Consider the following 20,029-nt stretch of genomic DNA (forward strand, 5'->3'; position numbering starts at 1 on the left):
GGCTCGTCGAAGTGGTGAGCCGCCGATCCGCCTTATTTTCGAGAGGGCGGGCGAGAAACGCTCAAATACCGATGGTTTGCCTTCATTGGCCGCCGCAACGAAGAGTCGCATCGAGTCCCAATCCAAGCGCAAACCACAGGCATTTTGGAGCCGTTCAGCGCAATTTGAACCAGGGATTTCTGCATGCCGAATGATGAGTCGAGGACGGGGACGGAGCGTCTGAGACACTGGCTTGAAAGCGTTGGGCTCAGCCAATACACGGACCTCTTCGTCCGCCATCGCATCGGTCTCGACATCCTGCCCCACCTGACCGAGTCGGATCTGGCACAGATTGGACTGCCGCTCGGAGACCGCAAGCGGCTTCAGCGTGCAACGGCGTCCCTTTCCGGAATGGCCGCGCCAGCCGCGGGCCACACATTGCCCGCTACTGCAATCGTTGCGGAACGTCGCCAGCTCACCACGATGTTCTGCGACATGGTCGATTCCACCGCGCTCTCCGCACAGTTCGATCCCGAGGACGTGCGTGACATGATCGCGAGCTTTCGCGAAACCTGCGTCGGTGTGGTCAAACACTATGAAGGATTTGCCGCCCGCTTCGTCGGCGACGGCATCCTGGTCTATTTCGGCTACCCGAAAGCGCATGAGGACGATGCCGAGCGAGCGGTGCGGGCTGGTCTCGAGATCGTGCGGACATTGTCGACCGCGCCTGCGATCGAGCCGCTGGGTGCGCTCAGCCATGCGCCCGCCGTCCGGATCGGCATCGCGACGGGACTGGTGGTCGTGGGCGACTTGGTCGGCCAGGGGACCGAGGAGCGCGATTCCGCGGTCGGCGAGACCGTCAATCTGGCGGCGCGATTGCAGGGCCTGGCGCCGCCGAACGGGGTGGTCATCTCGTCGTCGACGCAGTCGCTGTTGAAAGGAAAGTTCGACTATCGCAATCTCGGGGTCCATGCACTCAAGGGCATATCCGGAAGAACACAGGCGTGGCATGTGGTTCGGCCGTCGCGCGTGGAGACCCGCTTTGCCGCAGCCATCGGCTCCCGGCTGACGCCACTCGTCAATCGCGACGACGAGATCACGGTTCTGCTCGGCCGCTGGGAGCAGACCAAGGCGGGCGACGGCCAGGTCGTGGTGCTGTTCGGGGAGCCGGGCATTGGCAAGTCGCGCATCGTCCAGGAAATCTTCGTGCGGATCGCGGGGGATCGGCACGGGCATGTCTCGTTCCAGTGTTCGCCCTACTATAGCTCGACGGCGTTCCATCCCTTCATCGAGCAGCTCAAATTTGCCTTGGGCCTCGACCGCGACGATGCTTCGGCCTCATCTCTGTCGAGTCTCGAGCGGACCGTTGCGGCCGCGCATGGCGACATCGAGCAGATGACGTCGCTCTTTGCGGCGCTGCTGTCGATCCCGACCGGAGGTCGCTATCCTCCGCTCGATCTGTCGCCGCAGCAGCAAAAGGACGCCATCGTCTCCGCCCTCATCAATCATCTCCTGGGCCTCGCGCACGATCAGCCGCTGGTGATCGCCTTCGAGGACGCCCATTGGATCGATCCGACATCCCGGGAGGTCATCGATCTGCTGGTGGAGCGGGTCCAGTACACGCCCATTCTCGTCGTCATCACCTGCCGTTCCGAATTCAAGCCGAGCTGGAGCGCTCACTCTCACATCACGACGCTGGTGCTGAACAGGCTGAGCCGGCAGCAGCGAACGACCTTGGTCGAGCGGGTTGCCGGCAGCCGCAAAATGCCGAAGGAAGTCGTCGAGGACATCATCGTCAAGACCGATGGCGTGCCGCTGTTCGTCGAGGAGCTGACCAAAGCCGTTCTCGAAAGCGACCTTCTGACCGAGGAACGGGGAAACTATGTGCTCTCCGGTTCGTGGCGACCGCTGGCAATCCCGGCGACGCTGATGGATTCGCTGATGGCGCGTCTGGATCGGCTGGGCCCGTTCAAGCGGGTTGCACAGATCGGAGCCACCATCGGCCGGCAGTTCTCCTACGAGATGCTGAACGCTGTCGCCTCCGTACCAGCCGACCAGATCGAGGCGGCGCTCGATCGCCTGGAGGAGGCAGGGCTCATCGTCCGGCTGGGCCATCCGCCGGATGCACTCTACTCGTTCAAGCACGTGATGATCCAGGATGCAGCGCATGCGAGCCTGTTGCGCAGCGAGAGGAGACGGCTCCACGCGCGGATCGCGTCGGTGCTGACTCAGAACTATCCGGAAAAGACCGAGCGCGAGCCGGAGCTTCTCGCCTATCATCTGACCGAATCCGATCAAAGCCAGCCGGCGGCAGCTTCCTGGATCAAGGCCGGCAGGCACGCCGCAAGGTTGGGAGCCTATTTGGAAGCGATCGGCCATCTGCGCCGTGGCCTAGCGGTCGTCCTCGGCAGTCCCGAGATGCCCGACCGCGATGAAATGGAGCTGGAGCTTCGCATTGCGCTGGGTAACGCGCTGATCGCTGCCAAAGGTTACGGCACACAGGAGGTGGAAGACAATTTTGCCCGAGGCCTCGAGCTCGGACGGCAGCTCGATGATGAAGACAAGGTGCTAGCGGCGATAAGAGGGCTTTGGATGCACCACTTCATTCGGGCTGACCTGACCAAGGCGCACGGTCTGAGTGCCGCACTCCTGAAATTCGCCAAACGGGAACGTCCGAGCGAGTTGCTGTCGAAGCAGACCCTGTACCTCGTGGAGGCCCACAGGTCGATCGCGGCGACCATGCTTTACCGCGGGCGGTTTCTGGCGGCGCAACATCATCTTCGTCGCTCCATCCAACTCGATGATCCGGCTCTGCATCGCGGTTCGGCGGAAAGGCTCCTCAATCCAGGCGTCATGTCGATGTCGTACCTCGGATACCTGCTATGGTTCCTGGGGCAGCCCGACACCGCGCGGCAGCACAGCGAGCAGGCGATTTTCGATGCCGAGCAAATGCGCCATCCTTTTACGCTGGCATTCGCGCAAGTGTTTGGCGCATACCTTTGTCAGCATCTGCGCGACGTCTCGGGCACCAGAGATTATGCCAGCCGCGCGATGACCATTTCATCGCAACACGGCTTTCTGCATTGGAAGCAACAGGCCACCATCCTGCATGGATGGGCGCTGGCCGAGCTCGGGGACATGGATGCAGGTCTGAGCGAAATGCGCGCGGGCGTCGAGGGTTATGAGGCGCAGAATTCTTGGCTCGCCAGTTGCTGGTTCAGATGCCTCCTCGCGCAAGGCTATGCGAGGGCCGGTCTGTCGGAAGCGGCCTTGCGCGCGCTCGATGGTGCCTTGACGGTCGCCAAGAGGACGGGCGATCACTTCTATCTGGCGGAGATCTACCGCCTGCAAGGGGAGTTCATCCGGGCCCATGCCGGACCAGCGGCCGACTCCGAGGAATTGTTCGTGCAGTCGCTGGAAGTCGCGCGCGGACAGAATGCCCGCTCGTGGGAGCTGCGGACAGCCGTCAGCCTGGCCCGCCTCTGGCGAGATTCCGACAAGCTTGAGCAGGCGGTGGACCTGCTTGTGCCTGTTGTCGGCAGGCTCCGTGAAGGGCTCGTCACGCCGGACGTGAAAGAAGCCATCGCGCTCGCAAACGAGCTCGATATGCTGTCATCCAGAGATCAGCCATGGATCGCGCGAATCAATTCGATCCGACAGTGCCCGTGACCGGCATCGACATGCGACAGCGCACGCCGCCCGGTTCGAAGGCGAGATCGAATTCGCCGCCGAGGTCCGCCTCGACACAACGCTCCATCAGCCGCGTGCCGAAGCCGCGGCGCATGGGCGGCGTGACTTTCGGCCCGCCGGATTCCACCCATTCATATTCGAGAATGGTGCCGTGACCGGCATTCCGCAGGCTCCATCGCATCACGAGCGTCCCATCCGGTGCTGACAAGGCACCGTACTTTGTCGCATTGGTCAGGAGCTCGTTGAGAACCATCGTAAAGCTGAGTGCCGAGCGCGCATTGAGCGCGACGGGGGGACCTTCCATCCTGATCCGGCCATCCTCCGCAACAGCCGCCGTGATGTCCTCGACGAGCCGCTGGAGCGGCGCGTCCTGCCACTTGCGCTCGGTCAAGAGATCATGCGCACGAGAGAGCGCCAGCAACCGTCCCTCGAAGGTTCGCTTGAAGTCGTCCAGGCTGCTGGTATGGCGCGCGGTCTGGCTGGCAAGCGATTGCACCGTGGCCAGGGTATTCTTGACGCGATGATTGAGCTCGTCGATCAGAAGCGCTTGCGCCACTTCCGCGCGCTTGCGTTCGGTGATGTCGACCAGCATGTTGACCGCACCGATCATCCTGCCGTCGGAATCGTAGAGCGGCGTCGGATAGGGAATGAACGGTACGCGCGTGCCGTCCGGTCGCTCCGCGACAGCTTCCACGCCGCGCACGGGCCGTCCTTCCCGGAGCGCGATCGCCATCGGACATTGGTCGTGCGGCAGGGGCGTGCCGTCCGGCCAATAGAGCTTCCAGGTCACGCACCATTCGTCGCCGGGCAGCGGCGTGCGCCCGGCCATCTCGACGGCGGTCTTGTTGTAGAAAGTGATGCGACCTTTTGCGTCGGTTGTGTAGAGCGCGGCGGGCAGCGCCTCGAGCAGATCGCGCATATGCTGCTCGCTCTCGCGGATCCGATCCTGTAAACGCTTGGCTTCGGTGACGTCGTGACTGACGCGAACGCCGTAACGGAAGCGGCCCGCGCTGTCCCTGACTGAAGAGCTGAAAATCTCAAGATAACGCACGCTGCCGTCGGGGCGCAGGGCGCGCTTGCGATAGGTATAGCTGGGAATCTCGCCACGCACCTGTTGCTCGTAGAGCGCAAGGTCCGCGGCGCAATCGTCGGGATGGGTGTAATCGGAAAAGCTCATCGCCAGCAGATCTTCACGGGATCGCCCGGTGATCTCGCTCAGGTAATCGTTGACCCGGAGCAGCCGCCCATGTTCATCCGCCTCGGCGATGCCGACGCTGGCGGCCTGGTAGGTTGCAGCGAGGCGAGTCTCGCTCGCCTCGCGCGCCAGCTCGGCCACGTGCAGCTCGGTGACGTCAGTCGTGAAGCAGCGCGTGCTGACGAACTTGCCGTCCTCGACACGACTGTTCGAGGTGATCAGTACGTGCTTGATCGAGCCATCCTTCGCGCGCAGGCGGGCGGGATAGCGGTCGAGCCTTTCGCCACAGGACAGCCGGTGAAGAATGTCGCCGATGATGGGGGCGTCCGCGTGAAATTCGGCCACGTGGTGACCGATATATTCTTCGGCGCTGTAGCCCAGCAGATCGAGCTCGGCCTGATTGGCCCGGCGAATGATGCCATCGCCACCCACGATGTGGAGCCCAACCGCACTGTTCTCGAAGAAGTCCTCGAGATCCTTGGTCTTCGCGCGGACCTCTTGTTCGATCTTCTTGCGATCTGAAACATCCTGAAAGCAGTTGATTGCGCCCTGGATGCGGCCGGCATGATCGCGCAGGGGACGGATGTTCACGAGCGCGGTGATCTGCGAGCCGTCAGGTCGTTCGACCGTGACCTCCGTGTTGCGTGTAGGGAGCCCGAGCCGGATCGCCGTGGCCATCGGGCACTCGGAATGGGGAAGCAGGGTACCGTCCATCTTGTAGAGACGGTGCGACCCGCAGAACTTCTCGACCGAGCCAAGCTCGGGAGTCCTTCCCCACAATTCCGCGGCTGCGCCATTATAGGTCACGATCCAGCCTTCGCTATCGCAGACATAGACGGCGCCGGGGATGGCCTCGAGCGCTGCAGGAGCCGCGGTCACGAGGGCCTCGAATTCAGTCAGCTTGCGGGCAGAAAGCGGAAATTCTTCGACATTCGACATACTTAGCCCCGACGTGCCGCAGGCGGGCGCCTACGCAATGAGCTTGAACGCATGGAAGCCCGGAGCGTTCCAAGGCCTGCCAACTGCTGGTTGAGACCTGGCGGCGCCGAGTGCGGCTCCTCGGCAATCGGGTCGAGGTGCCCGACGACACCGTCATCACCGAGCCCAACCGCGCCGGGCGCACCATGGTCTGGCCTTATTACGTCAACGGCCGTCCCATGATCCGCTGCTTCATGCCCGGCAGCATGACGTGAACCGGGACGCGCCTGGAAAGGGCGGCACGCTCACATCTGCCGTCTGGCGGCCTGCACTTCGACGAATTCGGAATCGGGGTGGCTGACGATCGTGGCGACCCAGATGCCGCTGATGATCAGCGACCAGGCGGTGTTCCAACAGATCCAAAACACGAGCCAGCCTCCCTTTCCCTCTCTCACGCCCCGAGCTAACGGCAGAACGATGCCGCCGTTCCCGGCGCGGGGCCTGCCGCGAGGGGGGCGCAAGGTACTATTTTGGTTTGGTCGGCGGCGCCGCCCGATCGGTTTGGCCGGTGTGGCGCTTTGCCACGACGTCCGCATCGCGCTCGCCCTCGTGCGGGCGCGGCGGAAGCTCGGGCTGGCCGGCTTGACCGCCATGCTTGCCGCCCATGTCGGGCTTGCCTTCGAGATCGTTTGCGCGGGACATGTCGGTTCAATGCGTTCGCAGCGCATTGGTTCGCGACAGCATCGGCCGTTTTCGCCCTGTGAACGGCCTCATAGAACCGCCGCTCTTTGCGGTGCAGGATCGCTGACGCGGCCCTTGGCCTCGCGGCTTGCACCGATGGATTGGCCTGATGCGAAAACGACTCATCCTCTGGACCCTCATGACCTCCGCCCTGGTCGCGATCACCGTGTGGACCATGCTCGGGCCGCCGGACCAGCCGTCCGGGTTGCGTCTGCCCTCCCGAACCGCAGCGGCGCGCTGACCCGGCATCCCGCGACCGATACGATTTCGGCATCGATCGATCCCCATTGGATTTTGGTGCGGCGGCGCTCCGCCCGCTATGCTCGCGGCCAAAACGACAATGCCGTGAGCCGGCCTTCAGGAGGAGCCCATGTCGAGACCGATGTCGAGACCGATCCGACGCATCGCATCGCGCGCGCCACGCGCTGCGATCGCCGCCGCCCTGCTCGCTTCGCTTACCCTCATTTCTGGAGTCCGTGCCGGTATGGCCGAAACCTTCGCCTATGTCGGCAACGCCGACAGCAACGACATCAGCGTGTTCAAGATGAGCGAGAGCGGCGAGATGACGCTCGTGCAGACGGCCGCCTTCAAGGGCGTCGAAAAGCCGGGCTCCTCGACACCGCTCGCGATCACGCCCGATCACCGCACGCTGATTGCCGGAATCCGATCGCAGCCCACTCTCGCGGTGAGCTTTGCGATCGATCCCAAGACGGGCGAGCTCAGCCATCTCGGCAACGGACCGCTCGCGGACAGCATGGCGCATATCGCCATCGACCGCAGCGGCAAGTTCCTGTTCAGCGCCTCCTATGGCGGCAACAAGGTCGCGCTGAATCCGCTGCTTGGCAACGGCGTCGCAGGCGAGCCCAAGCAGGTGATCCCGACCGGGCTGAACGCCCACGCCTTCCTGCCATCGCCCGACAACCGCTTCGCATTCGCGACCAATCTCGGCTCCGATCAGGTGTTGGCCTTCGCATTCGATGCCACGGCCGGCACGCTGACGCCGAACGATCCGCCGGCGTACAAGGTGCCGGAAAAATCGGGGCCGCGGCACTTCGTGTTTCATCCCGGCGGCAAGTTCGTCTATCTCCTCCATGAGCTGAACGGCGATGTCGCGGCCTTCACTTATGAAGCCAGGAGCGGCGCGTGGGACGAGATCCAGCGCACCACCGCGCTGCCGGAAGGGTTTTCGGGAAAAGAGCCTAATAAGAAGCCTTGGGCGGCCGACATCCACATCACGCCGGACGGCCGCTTCCTCTACGCTTCCGAGCGCACCACCAGCACGCTCACCGCCTACAGGGTCGATGGCCCGAGCGGCAAGCTGACCAAAATCGGCAGCGTGCCGACCGAGAAGCAACCACGCGGCTTTCAGGTTGATCCCACCGGCCGCTATCTCGCCGCGGTCGGCGAGCTCTCCGATAGCATGACGGTCTATGCCATCGACCAGGGCAGCGGTGCGCTGGCCAAGCTGAAATCCTACCCCACCGGCAAGAGGCCGAACTGGGTCGAGTTCCTGAACCTGCCGTGAGGGGCCGTCGCCGACCTACGTAATCATCCGTAATTTGCGAGGCGCCAGCTTGGCGTCATATCTCGGTCATGGACCGGCAGATTGTCTTCAAATGCCCTCAGACGGGCCTGAACGTGCAGCATCGGCTTACCGACGAGCCGAGCGACCGCACGCACGTGTCGGTGTCGTGTCCGGCCTGCACGCGGTTACATCTGATCGAGCGGACCAGCGGCAAGCTGCTGGGTGAGCGGCGCCGCTGACGGCCCCCGCGCGAGCTCTTCGGAGCGAACCTGTTCTCCAATCCCGCGACTCATCAAAGACTTGTCATCAAGGACTTGCCGCGATGCCTGCGGCGGCGCAGCGTCCTGTTTCGGGACGACGCGGCCGTAGTGCAGGCGGCGGCCATCTGCTATCGATTGGAGGCGTAGCCCAAGTGGAATTTACCCAATTGGAATTTCCGATGCGTCATTTGCCCCGCGCCGTCGTTCGAAACCTGTGCCCCGCAGCCGTCGCCGGCCTGCTCGTCCTCAGCCCCCATCCGGCCGGCGCCGCCGATGACGACGCGCCGAAGGGGCCGGCGGTCACGGTGCTCAAGGTCGCGAAATCCTGCTTCTCCGACGTCGTCGAAGCCACCGGCACGATCATCGCGCGCGAGGAAACGTCGGTGCGGCCCGAGCGGCCCGGCCTGAAGGTCACGGACGTGCTGGCGGAAGCCGGCGACACCACCACCGCGGGCCAGGTGCTGGCCCGGCTGGCGCTGCCCGAAGGCGGCACGCTTCAGGTCACCGCGCCCGTGGCGGGGGTGATCGCGACCTCGACCGCGCAGATCGGCAACTTCGCCTCGGCCAAGGGCGAGGCGCTGTTCACGATCGTGGCGCGCAGCGAGTACGACCTCGTCGGCCTCGTCGCCACCACCGATGTGCGCAAGCTCGCGGTCAATCAGCAGGCCACCGTGCGGATCCCAGGTGGCGGCGACATCAGCGGCAAGGTACGTCGCATCGGCCCGACCGTCGAGCCGAACATCCAGCAGGGCATGGTCTATATCGGCATCTCCTCGCAGAAGCGGCTGCTGTTGAATGGGAGCGGGCGCGCGCTGATCAAGACCGGGCAGAGCTGCAACGTGGCGGTGCCGCTGACCGCCGTGCAATATTCGTCCGCCGGCACCGTGGTGCAGGTGATCCGCCGCAACCGGGTCGAGACCAAGCGTGTCGAGGTCGGCTTGATGTCCGGCGGCAACATCGAGGTCCGCGACGGCCTCAACGAGGGCGATGTCGTCGTCGCCCGCGCCGGCGCATTGCTGCGCGAAGGCGATCCGGTGCGTCCCGTGATGGCGAGCGCGGAAGCGGCGAAGTAGCGGCCACGACCGTCATTGCGAGCGAAGCGAAGCAATCCAGAATCTCTCCGCGGAAAGATTCTGGATTGCTTCGTCGCTTCGCTCCTCGCAATGACGATGGAGAGGCAGCGGTGCCCCGGGCACGCATGCCGTAGGTGGGCAAAGCGAAGCGTGCCCACGTCTTCTACGAAATCATGGAGAGATGGTGGGCACGGCGTGTTGCGCCTTTGCCCACCCTACAATTGCTGTTCGTGTTGAGAGATCACCCCACCCCGCTCGCGCTTACGCGCGGAGGGTAAGAAGAACTAACCGCCGGCTTCGCCGAAACGGACGTCTTCGAGCAGCGACGACGATACGGTCGGGACCTGGTCGCCTTCGCTGGCGCGGGAGATGGCGAGACGGGTCTTGTTGAAGACGCTCTCGGCGCTGCCGGGCTTGCTGAGGTTGTTGAGGAACTCGCTGACCAGCACGCTGTGCTCGCCCTTGCCGTCGTCGACGACCTTGCCGGGCGAGGCGGAGGTGAGGATGAGCGCATTGTCGGACGCGCTGATCGGCGCGAGACCGTGGCTGTAGGAGCGGAAGCGGCGCTCGTAAGGATTGCGGGCGGGAGGCATCGACCACGACCAGCTTGGCCTTGGCACCCTGCTCCTTCATCATGTCGAGCACGCCGTCGATGGAGACGCCATGGCGGCGGACGTCGTTTTCCTTCCAGATCACGGCATCGACCGGCAGCATGTAGCTCTCGCGGCCGGCCTGCACGCCGTAGCCGCCGAAGAACAGCATGACGACGCTGTCGCGGGTGATCCGGGACTTCAGGCGGTTGACGGCCCGGACCATGTCGTCGCGGGTCGCATCTTCCACCATGTCGACGTCGAAGCCGTTCTTGCGCAGCGACGAGGACAACGCACGGGCGTCGTTGATCGACTGCGCCAGCGGCGCGCTGGCGTCGGGATAATGTCCATTGCCGATGACGAGCGCGAGGCGCGAGGTCTGGCCGATCGAACCGGTGATCTGGTCGGTCGAGACCGCCTTGGCGGCATCGATCGCACGCATGTTGAGAGCAGCATGGGCGCCGATCACCAGCGACACCGTGCCGATGAGGGCCGCGGCGAGGGCGATCGTACGTCTGGAAAGGTCGAGCTGCTTTACATTCATCTCGCTTCGTTTCCTGTGCCAAAGACCATCCAAGCGCGCGCACACTGTTTGAGTAGCGCGATAGCGTCTTTAGGTTTGAGGGATTGGCCGGGGAAGTGCCCCCGAATTGCGCGCAATTTGCGGCGCCGCACCAAACAAACCCTTAACCGGATATAGGCCCTGGGGCAATAGATTGCCCAAAATTTGAACTAAGTAGCTGAATGTGTTAGCTAATTCTCCTAGCTCAAGTCCTGCTTTGATGGCTTCCCGGTAGCATTCCGGGGATCGACCATGCAGCCCTCGCGCCGGCTTTTCCGTGACGTTCGTCACATTTGTATTTCCTGCGAATCCGAGTAGCCTTTTCAACGACTTGCAGGGGGTGGCGCGCAGATGCCAGCGTGCCTGATGTCCCCGACCAAGGCCCCCGCGACCAGGTATTTCATGAGCTTTCATTATTTTGCCGGCGCCGCCTGCCGGGCGCTGACGGCGCGGAAGGACGGCCCCTCGCTTTACGACGTCTGCGATCCCGTATTGTCCGATGCGGCCAGCGGTGATCCGCATCTGGCCAAGTTCTACAGGACCGCCCTCGGCAATCCCGCGCTGCGGATCCTGCTCCGCCGCGCCGGCCTGCCCGAACTGCGCGACGAGGGGGCGCTGACGCGGCTGCGCGCGGCCCTCACCCAGGCCCGCGACCAGGCCGAGCCCGACTGGGCGGCGGTCGGGCAACCGATCGCCGATCTCGTCGACAGCATCGCGCTCGACCATCCCAGGCCGCCGCCGGTGCCGTTCACCGCCACCATGCCGCAGAGCGCTGAGATCGACGGCGTGATCCGCGATTGCGCGCAGCATCTGCTCGGCTCGTACCGCCGCAACGGCTTCCTGCCGACCTACGCCGCCTTCAACCTGATCGGCGATCCTGATGTCCGCGGCCGCGAGCTGATCATGGCGCTCACGGGCCTCAACGCGCGCGGCTACAAGAATTCCTCGCTGCTGTTCAACCTCGCCCGCGTCTTCATCGCGCGCTCGCCCGCGCGCGCCGTGGTCAATCCGCCCTGGAAAGGCATTGCCGAGCCGATGTGGGAGCCGGTGCAGATCCGCCACCGCTCGGCCTATTACGACGCGTTCTTCATCGAGGCCCTGCTCGGCTTCGTCGAGACCGGGCTCGCCTCCCCGGCCGACAAGGTCGCGGCGGAGCGCGCGATCGCCGACATGGTCGATTTCTGCGTCAACATCAGTCGCGAGGAGGTCGAGGGCTTGGGCGGCGCGCGCTTCAACGTCGTCACCGCACTGGCGCCGGCGCCGCATCCGCGCTTCTCCCGTTACTTCGCGCAGATCAAGCAGGACCTCGGTTTCGGCATCTACGTGCCGGATTGCGACACCACGGCCTGCTCGATCTCCGCGGCGACGCAGGCCGGCTGTACCGACGCCATCATCGACCAGCCGCTCCTGGACTTCTATGCGGGCTATCAGGTGCGCGCCGGCGTCAACGAACCGCGCGTGACCGTGCCGCTCAACGACAATATCGACTATGAGGGCGGGGTTGCGACCTGGATCGACAATCTTAAGGGCGAGCGCCCTTACGGCAACGATCTCGATCCGACGCTCAATCTCGATATTCTCGAGGTCAGCTTCCGCAACCTTGAGCGCTGGAAGGTTTTGGAGACGCCGTCGCGGCTCGCCACCGTCCATCGCATCATCGGATTCCAGAAGCGCCTCGCGGCCAGCGGCGCCTTCGCCAATCCGCGCTCGCACATCTATTATCTGCCGGAGCTCTACAGCGCCTACTTCGGCCGCTGCTATGCCGCCTTCCTGGCGCTGCCGCTGGCGGCGCAGGCCGCGATCGATCCCGCCGGCGATTTCGATTTCATCCGCCACCGCGTGCTGTCCTACGTCAAGGGCGAGCTGATGGCGGCCGAGATGAACGTGTTCGACGCCGCGCTGGCGCTGATCGCGCTCGGCCATCTCGGCGCCGACCCGCGCGCCTTCGCACCGGCGCTGAACGTGATCGTCGCCGGGCTCGGCGAAGGCGGCCGCCGCGGCCCGTTCCGCGCCTATGAATGGAACAAGATGAAGACGCCGACGCGGATCCTGGTCGGTGGGCCCGAGGTGACCTCGGCGTTCGTGCTGATGGGGCTGGCGGTGGCCCGAAGGCGAATGGTGAATGGCGAATAGCGAATGGCACTCGCCCTATTCGCCACTCACCATTCGCAACTCGCCCGCCCAATGACAGGAAGTTGAAAGCCTATCTGTTCGGCATGCGCTGGCCGCGCGGCCAAAAGCCGACCACAATTGCGCCGTCTATCGAGATTTTCATCACAACTGGACGGGGAATGTTGCGAAAGGTCCTGATTGCGCTGTCTTTGTTCGCCATCCCTTCGCTGGCGGATGCCGCCGAGATCACCGGCACGGCAAAGGTCCGCGCTGGCGATGCCGTGGTGATCGGCACCACGCGGATCCGGCTCGGCGGCATCGACGCGCCTGCAATCGACCAGCTCTGCCTCAACACCAAGACCGAGCGCTGGACTTGCGGCGTCGCGGCCCGCGATGAGCTCGCCAGATACGCCGAGGGCAAGACTTGGATCTGCCACCCGAGATCGGTCGACCGACGCGGCCGCACCGTGGCGCGCTGCGAGGTTGGCGGCGAGGACATCCAGAAATGGCTGGTGCGCAACGGCTGGGCGCTGGCCTACACCCGCATGTCGCGCGACTATGAGGCGGATGAAAAGGCCGCGCGCGAGGCAAAAGCCGGCATGTGGCAGGGTGCCTTCATCGCGCCGTGGGACTGGCGCGAGCGCAACAAGAAGACCGCGATCCTCGGCGCGACCAAGCCGCCGGACGGCGCGCACGCGGTGCTGCTCGCTTCGGCCTCGGGGCCGGTCGCGCCGTCGCCGGACTGCACCATCAAGGGCAACGTGAACAGCGCGGGCGAGTGCATCTACCACCAGCCGACCAGCCGCTGGTACACCCAGATCAAGATGAAGATCAGCAAGGGCACCCGCTGGTTCTGCTCGGTCGAAGAGGCCGAAGCGGCCGGTTGCCGGGAGACCAAGAGATAAGAGCCCCAGACCTGCGTTTTGCGCGCTTTTCTCGAGACGCGACGCCGCGTAGAACTATGATTCAGCGACCCACCATCCTGTTCTCTGGCAATAAGGACCGACAGCAATGACCGTTCGCGCGGGCCGGGAGTTTCTGGCCATCCCCGGGCCCACCACGATGCCCGACGAGGTGCTGCGGGCAATGCACCGTCCGGCGATCGACATCTACGCCAAGGAGATGCTGGATCTCACCGAGAGCTTGCTCAGCGACATCTCCAAGCTGTTCGCGACCAAGGGCAAGTCCTACATCTACATCGCCAACGGTCACGGCGCCTGGGAAGCGGCGCTGAGCAACGTGCTGTCGCGCGGCGACAAGGTGCTGGTGCTGGAGAGCGGACGCTTTGCGATCGGCTGGGGCAACGCGGCGGCGCTGATGGGCGCCGAGGTCGAGGTGCTCAAGGGCGACTGGCGCCGCGCGGTGCGGCCGCACGAGGTCGAGGAACGCCTGCGCCGCGACAAGGAGCACAGCATCAAGGCCGTCGTCGTGGTCCAGGTCGACACGGCCTCCGGCGTGCAGAACGACATCGAGGCGATCGGCAAGGCGATCAAGGCCAGCGGCCATCCGGCGCTCTACATGGTCGATACCGTCGCCTCGCTCGGCTGCATGCCGTTCGAGATGGACAAATGGGGTATCGACGTTGCGATGTCCGGCTCGCAGAAGGGCCTGATGACGCCGCCCGGCCTCGGCTTCGTCGCCGCCAATGCGCGCGCGCTCGAGGTGCACAAGAAGGCCAACATGTCGACGCCCTATTGGAGCTGGAGCGAGCGCGAGGGCACCGAGAATTATCGCAAATATGCCGGCACCGCGCCGGTGCATCTGCTGTTCGCGTTGCGCAAGGCGATCGACATGCTGCACGAGGAAGGCCTGGAGAACGCCTTCCGCCGCCACAGCCTGCTCGGCGAAGCCGCCCGCCGCGCGGTCTCGGTCTGGTCGGAAGGCCAGGTGCTCGGCTTCAACGTGGCCGAAGCCAGCGAGCGCTCCAACACCGTGACCACGGTGACGATGAGCAACGGCCACGATCCGGCGGTGCTGCAACGCTATTGCAAGGACAAGTGCGGTGTCGTGCTCGGCACCGGCATCGGCGATCTCTCCGGACAGGCCTTCCGCATCGCCCATATGGGCCATGTCAATGCGCCGATGCTGCTCGGCACGCTCGGGGTGATCGAGGTCGGCCTGAACGCGCTGAAGATCCCGCACGGCAAGGGCGGGCTGGAGGCGGCGGTGTCGTATCTCGGGGACGAGGTGGCGGCGTAGGAAAGCCGCGCCCCGGACGCAGCGCAGCACGGAGTGATGCGCTGCTGAGCCGGGGCCCAGTGGCTCCGATGGGTCCCGGCTCTGCGGAGCGGCACTTCGCGCCGCACCGCGTCCGGGACACGGGATTCTCGAATCGTCCTGCGCGACGTCCCTACGGCCTCGGAGCGCGATACGCTTCCACCTGCGCCTTCAGCTCGTTCAGCGACGCGAGCGGCGCTTTCGGGTCGACGCGGTGCTCCCCGCTCGCAAGCCACTTCAACACCTTCGCGTCCACCACCGGGGAATGGTGGATGACGTCGCTGTAGTTGTCGAGATCGTGCGTGACGACCTTGATCGCGCGAAAATCGTGCAGGCGGACGTTGGGCAGTTGCGTCAGACGCTGCGCAATGTGCGCCGTGAGAGCGGTGACGATCTTCAGCGTGTCGGGCGAGGCGTCGCGCATCGCGACGAATTGCAGGATCGAATAGGGCGGGAGGTAGATGTCGAAGGTCACGTCGGGGTGGCGCGCGATCAGGCCGACGGCGTCGTGCTCGAAATGCCGGACCATGGCTTCGTAGACGTAGCCCTCGCCGAGGAAGCGGCTGCGTACGGGGCTGGTGATATAGGCAAAGGCGGCGAGCGTCTTCTTCGCGTTGTAGTCGCGCGCGACGTCGAAATCACGCGGCAGGGCGTAGATGTCGTCGATGTCCGCCAGCGCGAACTTGACCGGCAGATAAGACGACGCACGCGTCAGCGGCTCCCGCAGCAGCGGGACGGACCGCAGCAGCGCGAACACCGATTCCTTCGTCATCGCCGCGCTGAACAGATAGGAGGCGATGCCCTTGGCGGTTCGGCGATAAAGATCGACGGACAAATAGGGGTCGGTCTCGATGTCCGCGGCATCGATGAAGATGAAATCGTCCATTTCCCAGATCACGCGCCTTGCGCCGCGGTCGATCGCCTGCTCCAGCACGAAGGCCTGCTGACGCGAGTTGGAGCCGGTCATGGCCAGCTTGAGCGAGCGGACACGAAGCGCGCGATCGATGTCGCTCTGGCGGAAATGGATCGCAAGCGAGGTGCCCATGAAGGCGGTGTCGAACGGCTGGCTGCTGATCAGCCCGGCATTCTGCACGCGCGTGTCCTCCGAGTAGAAGGCCGGGACCAGCCGCGAGGGGCGGAACAGCTGCAGGGGATCGACGATGAAGGTGAGCGCTGCGGCGCCAAGCACGCAGGCCGCGCTCGCCAGCAGAAGACGCCTGAGATGGGTGAAGGCGCACTGCATCAGAATCGGAAGTAGATGAATTCGCTGTGGCTCTGGATGCCCAGGACGCCGAAGGCGAGCAGCAGCGAGGCCGCATAGAGCACCAACGGCCGCGTGCGCCCTGCCCGCAAGGCCTCGCCGACCTCGCGGTTGCCGTGGTCGTATCCGATCAGCGCTTGCGTGTTCGGCGCCAGCCACACCAGCGCCGCATAGATTGTGACCTGCACCAGGGCTGCGATCTCCTCGCGGCCGAGCACGATGTTGGCGGGATCAGCCATCGCGTGAAGGACGCGCAACGCCCATTCCACACTCGCGGCGCGGAAGAACACCCAGGCGATGACGACGGCGAGGAAGGTCAGCACGGCGCCGGCGATGCGAGCTGGGCGTGCAATCAGCGGCGGACCGTTCGGCACCAAGGCATTGAAGGCATGATTGATGCAGAGATACACGCCATGCAGCGCGCCCCAAATGACAAAAGTCCAGGCCGCGCCGTGCCAGAGCCCACCGAGCAGCATCGTGATCAGCAGATTGACGTAGCGCAGCACGCGGCCGTGGCGGTTGCCGCCGAGCGGGATGTAGAGATAGTCGCGCAGGAATTGCGACAGCGTCACGTGCCAGCGCCGCCAGAACTCGACGATGCTGGTGGCCTTGTAGGGCGAATTGAAATTGACGGGCAGGAAGATGCCGAACATCAGCGAGATGCCGATCGCCATGTCGGAATAGCCGGAGAAGTCGAAATAGAGCTGGAAGGTGTAGGCGAGCGCGCCAAGCCAGGCCTGGTCGAAGCTCGGCGAGCGCGCCTCGAAAGCGAGCGCGACCAGCGGCTGGATGCCGTCGGCAAGGCAGGTCTTCTTGAACAGGCCGATCGCGAAGATGATGATTCCGCACAACATGAGATGCCCGTCCGGGCGCTTGCTCTCCTCGTGCTCGAATTGCGGGATCATGTCCTTGTGATGGAGGATGGGCCCCGCGATCAGATGCGGGAAGTAAGTCACGAACAGCGCGTAATGCGGCAGCGCATAGGCCGCGACCTGACCGCGATAAGCGTCGACCAGGAACGCGATCTGGGTGAAGGTGTAGAAGGAGATGCCGACCGGCAGCAGGATGTGGAGCGCGACATGCGTGCCGAGCAGCGCGTTGACGTTCTCGGCGACGAAGCCGGCATATTTGAAGATGCCGAGCATGAGGAGATCGCCGGCGAGGCCGAGCGCGAGTGCGGCCTTCCGTTGCGGCTGCGTGAGCTCCGCCACGATGAGAAGATGGCCGACGCCGTAGTTGAAGGCGATCGAGAGCAGCAGCAGGGCGACGAACTGCCAGCTGCCGATTGCGTAGAAGGTGATCGAAGCCAGCGCCAGCCAGACCACCGGAGCCAGATTGCTGCGCCGGCCGAGCCGGAAATAGCCGGCGAGCACGACCGGCAGGAACAGCAGGATGAACGCATAGGAATTGAACAGCATCGGCTGGACCGGCGGCGGGATATTGCCCCTCAAAGCACACAAGGGGCCGATCAACAACCCGGCAGCATGGGCGGTCGCGCTGGCAATCCGCGGAATCGGAACGATATAAGGGAACGCGCGAACAAGCGGCGGCCCTTCTTCTCCCTCTCCCCGTTCTCACGGGGAGAGGGTTGGGGTGAGGGGCCTGTCTCCGCAGGCGAGATGGTCGAGGGACCTGTACCCCCTCACCCGCCGCTTCGCGGCGACCTCTCCCCGCAAGCGGGGCGAGGTTAAGACAAGACGATGTGCTGACGAATGAGGACCGAGTGACCCAAGCCAAGACGCCTTCGAAGCCCCCCGTCGCCCCGCGCCGGCTGCATTCCTTCACGCGGCACGGCATCACCGTGACTGACGATTATGCCTGGCTGAAGGACGCGAACTGGCAGGAGGTGCTGCGCGATCCCATAGTGCTCGATCCTGATATCCGCAAATACCTCGACGAGGAGAACGCCTACACCGACAGCCTGCTCGGCCATACCGCGTCCCTTCAGAAGACGCTGGTGCGCGAGATGCGCGGGCGGATCAAGGAGGACGATTCCAGCGTGCCCTCGCCCGACGGCCCGTTCGCCTATTTCCGCAGGTTTCGCGAGGGCGGGCAGCACGAGTTGTTCGGGCGCATGCCGCGCGATGGCGGCGACGGCCATATCGTGCTCGATGGCGACGCGCTCGCCAAGGACCACAAATACTTCAAGTTCGGCGGCAGCCGGCACTCGTACGATCACAAGCTGCAGGCCTGGAGCGCCGACACCAAGGGCTCCGAATATTTTTCCATCCGCGTGCGCGACTGGGCGACGGGCAAGGATCTCGACGATCTCGTCGAGGAGACCGACGGCGGCGTGGTCTGGGCCGCGGATGCCAAGTCCTTCTTCTATGTGAAGCTCGACGACAATCATCGGCCGATGCAGGTGTGGCGGCACAAGCTCGGCACCAAGCAGGCCGACGACACGCTGGTCTATGAGGAGCAGGATGCCGGCTGGTTCACCCACCTGCATGAAAGCACCAGCGGCCGCTTCTGCGTCATCGCCGGCGGCGATCACGAGACTAGCGAGCAGCGGTTGATCGATCTCGCCAATCCCGAGGTGCCGCCGCGCCTCGTCGCGGCGCGCGAGGAGGGCGTGCAATATTCGCTCGCCGATCGCGGCGACGAACTGTTCATCCTTACCAATGCCGACGACGCCATCGACTTCAAGATCGTCACCGCGCCGCTTCACGCGCCCGAGCGCAAGAACTGGCGCGATTTGATCCCGTATCGGCCCGGCATCTACATCATCGACCTCGATCTCTATGCTGGCCATCTGGTGCGGCTCGAGCGCGCCAATGCGCTGCCGTCGGTCGTGATCCGCGATCTCGTCTCAAACGAGGAGCATGCCATCGCCTTCGACGAGGCGGCTTACTCGCTCGACACGATGGGCTCCTACGAGTTCGAGACGACCAATCTGCGCTTTTCCTATTCGTCGATGACGACGCCGTCGGAAGTCTATGATTACGACATGGTCAAGCGCACGCGCGTCTTGCGCAAGCGGCAGGAGATTCCGTCAGGCCATGACCCGGCCGACTACGTCACGACCCGCATCATGGCGAAATCGTATGACGGCGCCGAGGTGCCGGTCTCGATCCTCTATCGCCGCGGGTTGAAGCTCGACGGCGCGGCGCCGCTGTTGCTCTACGGCTACGGCTCCTACGGCATGGCGATGCCGGCTTCGTTCAGCGCCAACCGCCTGTCGCTGGTCGATCGCGGCTTCGTTTATGCCATCGCCCATATCCGCGGCGGCGCCGACAAGGGCTGGGGCTGGTATCTCGACGGCAAGCGCGAGAAGAAGACCAACTCGTTCGACGATTTCGCCGCCAGCGCGCGGGCACTGATCCACGCGAAATACACCAGCGCCAAGCGCATCATCGGTCATGGCGGCTCGGCCGGCGGCATGCTGATGGGCGCGGTCGCCAACCGCGCCGGCGAATTGTTCGCCGGCATCGTCGCGGAGGTGCCGTTCGTCGACGTGCTCAACACCATGCTCGACGACACGCTGCCGCTGACGCCGCCGGAATGGCCGGAATGGGGCAACCCGATCGAGAGCGAGAAGGATTTCCGCACCATCCTCTCCTACTCGCCTTACGACAACGTCGCGGCGAAGGACTATCCGGCGATCCTGGCGATGGGCGGACTTACTGATCCCCGGGTCACTTACTGGGAGCCCGCCAAATGGATCGCGCGCCTACGCGCCACCATGCGTGGGGGTGGCCCGGTCCTGCTCCGCACCAACATGGGCGCCGGCCACGGCGGCGCCTCGGGCCGCTTCGACCGGCTCGACGAAGTCGCGATCGTGTACGCGTTCGCGCTGTGGGCGGCGGGGATGGCGGAGGCGTGACGTCGTAGCCCGGATGGAGCGGAGCGCAATCCGGGATTCGCGCAGAGATCAAGACTGTTCCCGGATTACGCTCCGCTCCATCC

General features: G+C 64.6%; 15 protein-coding genes and 1 pseudogene. 10 read left to right on the forward strand and 6 right to left on the reverse strand.

Annotation, left to right across the window (positions count from 1 at the left end; genetic code table 11):
• The first annotated feature begins 183 nt into the window (after window positions 1–183).
• Window positions 184–3,648 carry an ATP-binding protein gene (locus ABIA45_RS26605; protein WP_404654375.1) on the forward strand — a complete coding sequence of 1,155 codons (3,465 nt, stop codon included), beginning with the start codon at window positions 184–186 and terminating at the stop codon, window positions 3,646–3,648.
• Here the strand turns inward: ABIA45_RS26605 and ABIA45_RS26610 are convergent.
• Entirely contained in the window at window positions 3,623–5,803 is a 2,181-nt protein-coding gene (locus tag ABIA45_RS26610; RefSeq protein ID WP_404654377.1) for a PAS domain S-box protein, read from the reverse strand. The genes ABIA45_RS26605 and ABIA45_RS26610 overlap by 26 nt on opposite strands.
• Window positions 5,804–5,913: 110 nt before the next feature.
• Here ABIA45_RS26610 and ABIA45_RS26615 point away from each other — a divergent pair, with 110 nt between their 5' ends.
• Window positions 5,914–6,057, forward strand: a complete 144-nt coding sequence (locus tag ABIA45_RS26615) for a hypothetical protein (RefSeq protein WP_157287223.1) — start codon at window positions 5,914–5,916, stop codon at window positions 6,055–6,057.
• Between the two features lie 30 nt (window positions 6,058–6,087).
• Here ABIA45_RS26615 and ABIA45_RS26620 read toward each other — a convergent pair whose 3' ends face one another.
• A complete protein-coding gene (locus ABIA45_RS26620) occupies window positions 6,088–6,210 on the reverse strand; it encodes a hypothetical protein (protein WP_256375387.1) in 123 nt (40 codons plus the stop codon).
• A gap of 97 nt (window positions 6,211–6,307) precedes the next feature.
• Entirely contained in the window at window positions 6,308–6,484 is a 177-nt protein-coding gene (locus ABIA45_RS26625) for a hypothetical protein (RefSeq protein WP_404654380.1), read from the reverse strand.
• A gap of 148 nt (window positions 6,485–6,632) precedes the next feature.
• Here ABIA45_RS26625 and ABIA45_RS26630 point away from each other — a divergent pair, with 148 nt between their 5' ends.
• From ABIA45_RS26630 to ABIA45_RS26645, 4 genes are all read left to right on the forward strand, one after another.
• Entirely contained in the window at window positions 6,633–6,764 is a 132-nt protein-coding gene (locus ABIA45_RS26630; protein WP_260345447.1) for a hypothetical protein, read from the forward strand.
• 141 nt (window positions 6,765–6,905) lie between these two features.
• Window positions 6,906–8,048, forward strand: a complete 1,143-nt coding sequence (locus tag ABIA45_RS26635) for a lactonase family protein (RefSeq protein WP_404655756.1) — start codon at window positions 6,906–6,908, stop codon at window positions 8,046–8,048.
• Between the two features lie 68 nt (window positions 8,049–8,116).
• Window positions 8,117–8,287 (forward strand): hypothetical protein, encoded by a 171-nt coding sequence (locus ABIA45_RS26640; protein WP_404544666.1) that lies wholly within the window; start codon window positions 8,117–8,119, stop codon window positions 8,285–8,287.
• Between the two features lie 200 nt (window positions 8,288–8,487).
• Entirely contained in the window at window positions 8,488–9,381 is an 894-nt protein-coding gene (locus tag ABIA45_RS26645; protein ID WP_271539801.1) for an efflux RND transporter periplasmic adaptor subunit, read from the forward strand.
• A gap of 284 nt (window positions 9,382–9,665) precedes the next feature.
• On the opposite strand, the pseudogene ABIA45_RS26650 reads toward ABIA45_RS26645, so the two are convergent.
• Window positions 9,666–10,413: pseudogene (locus tag ABIA45_RS26650) on the reverse strand (caspase domain-containing protein).
• Between the two features lie 522 nt (window positions 10,414–10,935).
• On the opposite strand from ABIA45_RS26650, the gene ABIA45_RS26655 reads away from it, so the two are divergent.
• From ABIA45_RS26655 to ABIA45_RS26665, 3 genes are all read left to right on the forward strand, one after another.
• On the forward strand, window positions 10,936–12,666 hold the full coding sequence (locus ABIA45_RS26655) for a hypothetical protein (RefSeq protein ID WP_404654383.1): 1,731 nt from the start codon (window positions 10,936–10,938) through the stop codon (window positions 12,664–12,666).
• A 158-nt stretch (window positions 12,667–12,824) separates the two neighbouring features.
• Complete coding sequence (locus ABIA45_RS26660) at window positions 12,825–13,550, forward strand: thermonuclease family protein (protein WP_275503353.1); 726 nt, start codon at window positions 12,825–12,827, stop codon at window positions 13,548–13,550.
• Window positions 13,551–13,656: 106 nt separating this feature from the next.
• Window positions 13,657–14,844: an alanine--glyoxylate aminotransferase family protein gene (locus ABIA45_RS26665; RefSeq protein ID WP_271539804.1), complete on the forward strand. Its 1,188-nt coding sequence runs from the start codon at window positions 13,657–13,659 to the stop codon at window positions 14,842–14,844.
• Window positions 14,845–14,995: 151 nt separating this feature from the next.
• Here the strand turns inward: ABIA45_RS26665 and ABIA45_RS26670 are convergent, their stop codons facing one another.
• Together ABIA45_RS26670 and ABIA45_RS26675 are read right to left on the reverse strand one after the other, a co-directional pair.
• Window positions 14,996–16,105 carry a hypothetical protein gene (locus ABIA45_RS26670; RefSeq protein WP_404654386.1) on the reverse strand — a complete coding sequence of 370 codons (1,110 nt, stop codon included), beginning with the start codon at window positions 16,103–16,105 and terminating at the stop codon, window positions 14,996–14,998.
• Window positions 16,105–17,541: an MBOAT family O-acyltransferase gene (locus ABIA45_RS26675; RefSeq protein WP_404655758.1), complete on the reverse strand. Its 1,437-nt coding sequence runs from the start codon at window positions 17,539–17,541 to the stop codon at window positions 16,105–16,107. Before ABIA45_RS26675 ends, ABIA45_RS26670 begins: the two co-directional genes overlap by 1 nt.
• A 305-nt stretch (window positions 17,542–17,846) precedes the next feature.
• Here ABIA45_RS26675 and ABIA45_RS26680 point away from each other — a divergent pair, with 305 nt between their 5' ends.
• Window positions 17,847–19,946, forward strand: a complete 2,100-nt coding sequence (locus ABIA45_RS26680) for a S9 family peptidase (RefSeq protein WP_404654387.1) — start codon at window positions 17,847–17,849, stop codon at window positions 19,944–19,946.
• Window positions 19,947–20,029 lie beyond the last annotated feature (83 nt).

Source organism: Bradyrhizobium sp. USDA 336 (genome assembly GCF_044908355.1).
GTDB lineage: Bacteria > Pseudomonadota > Alphaproteobacteria > Rhizobiales > Xanthobacteraceae > Bradyrhizobium > Bradyrhizobium yuanmingense.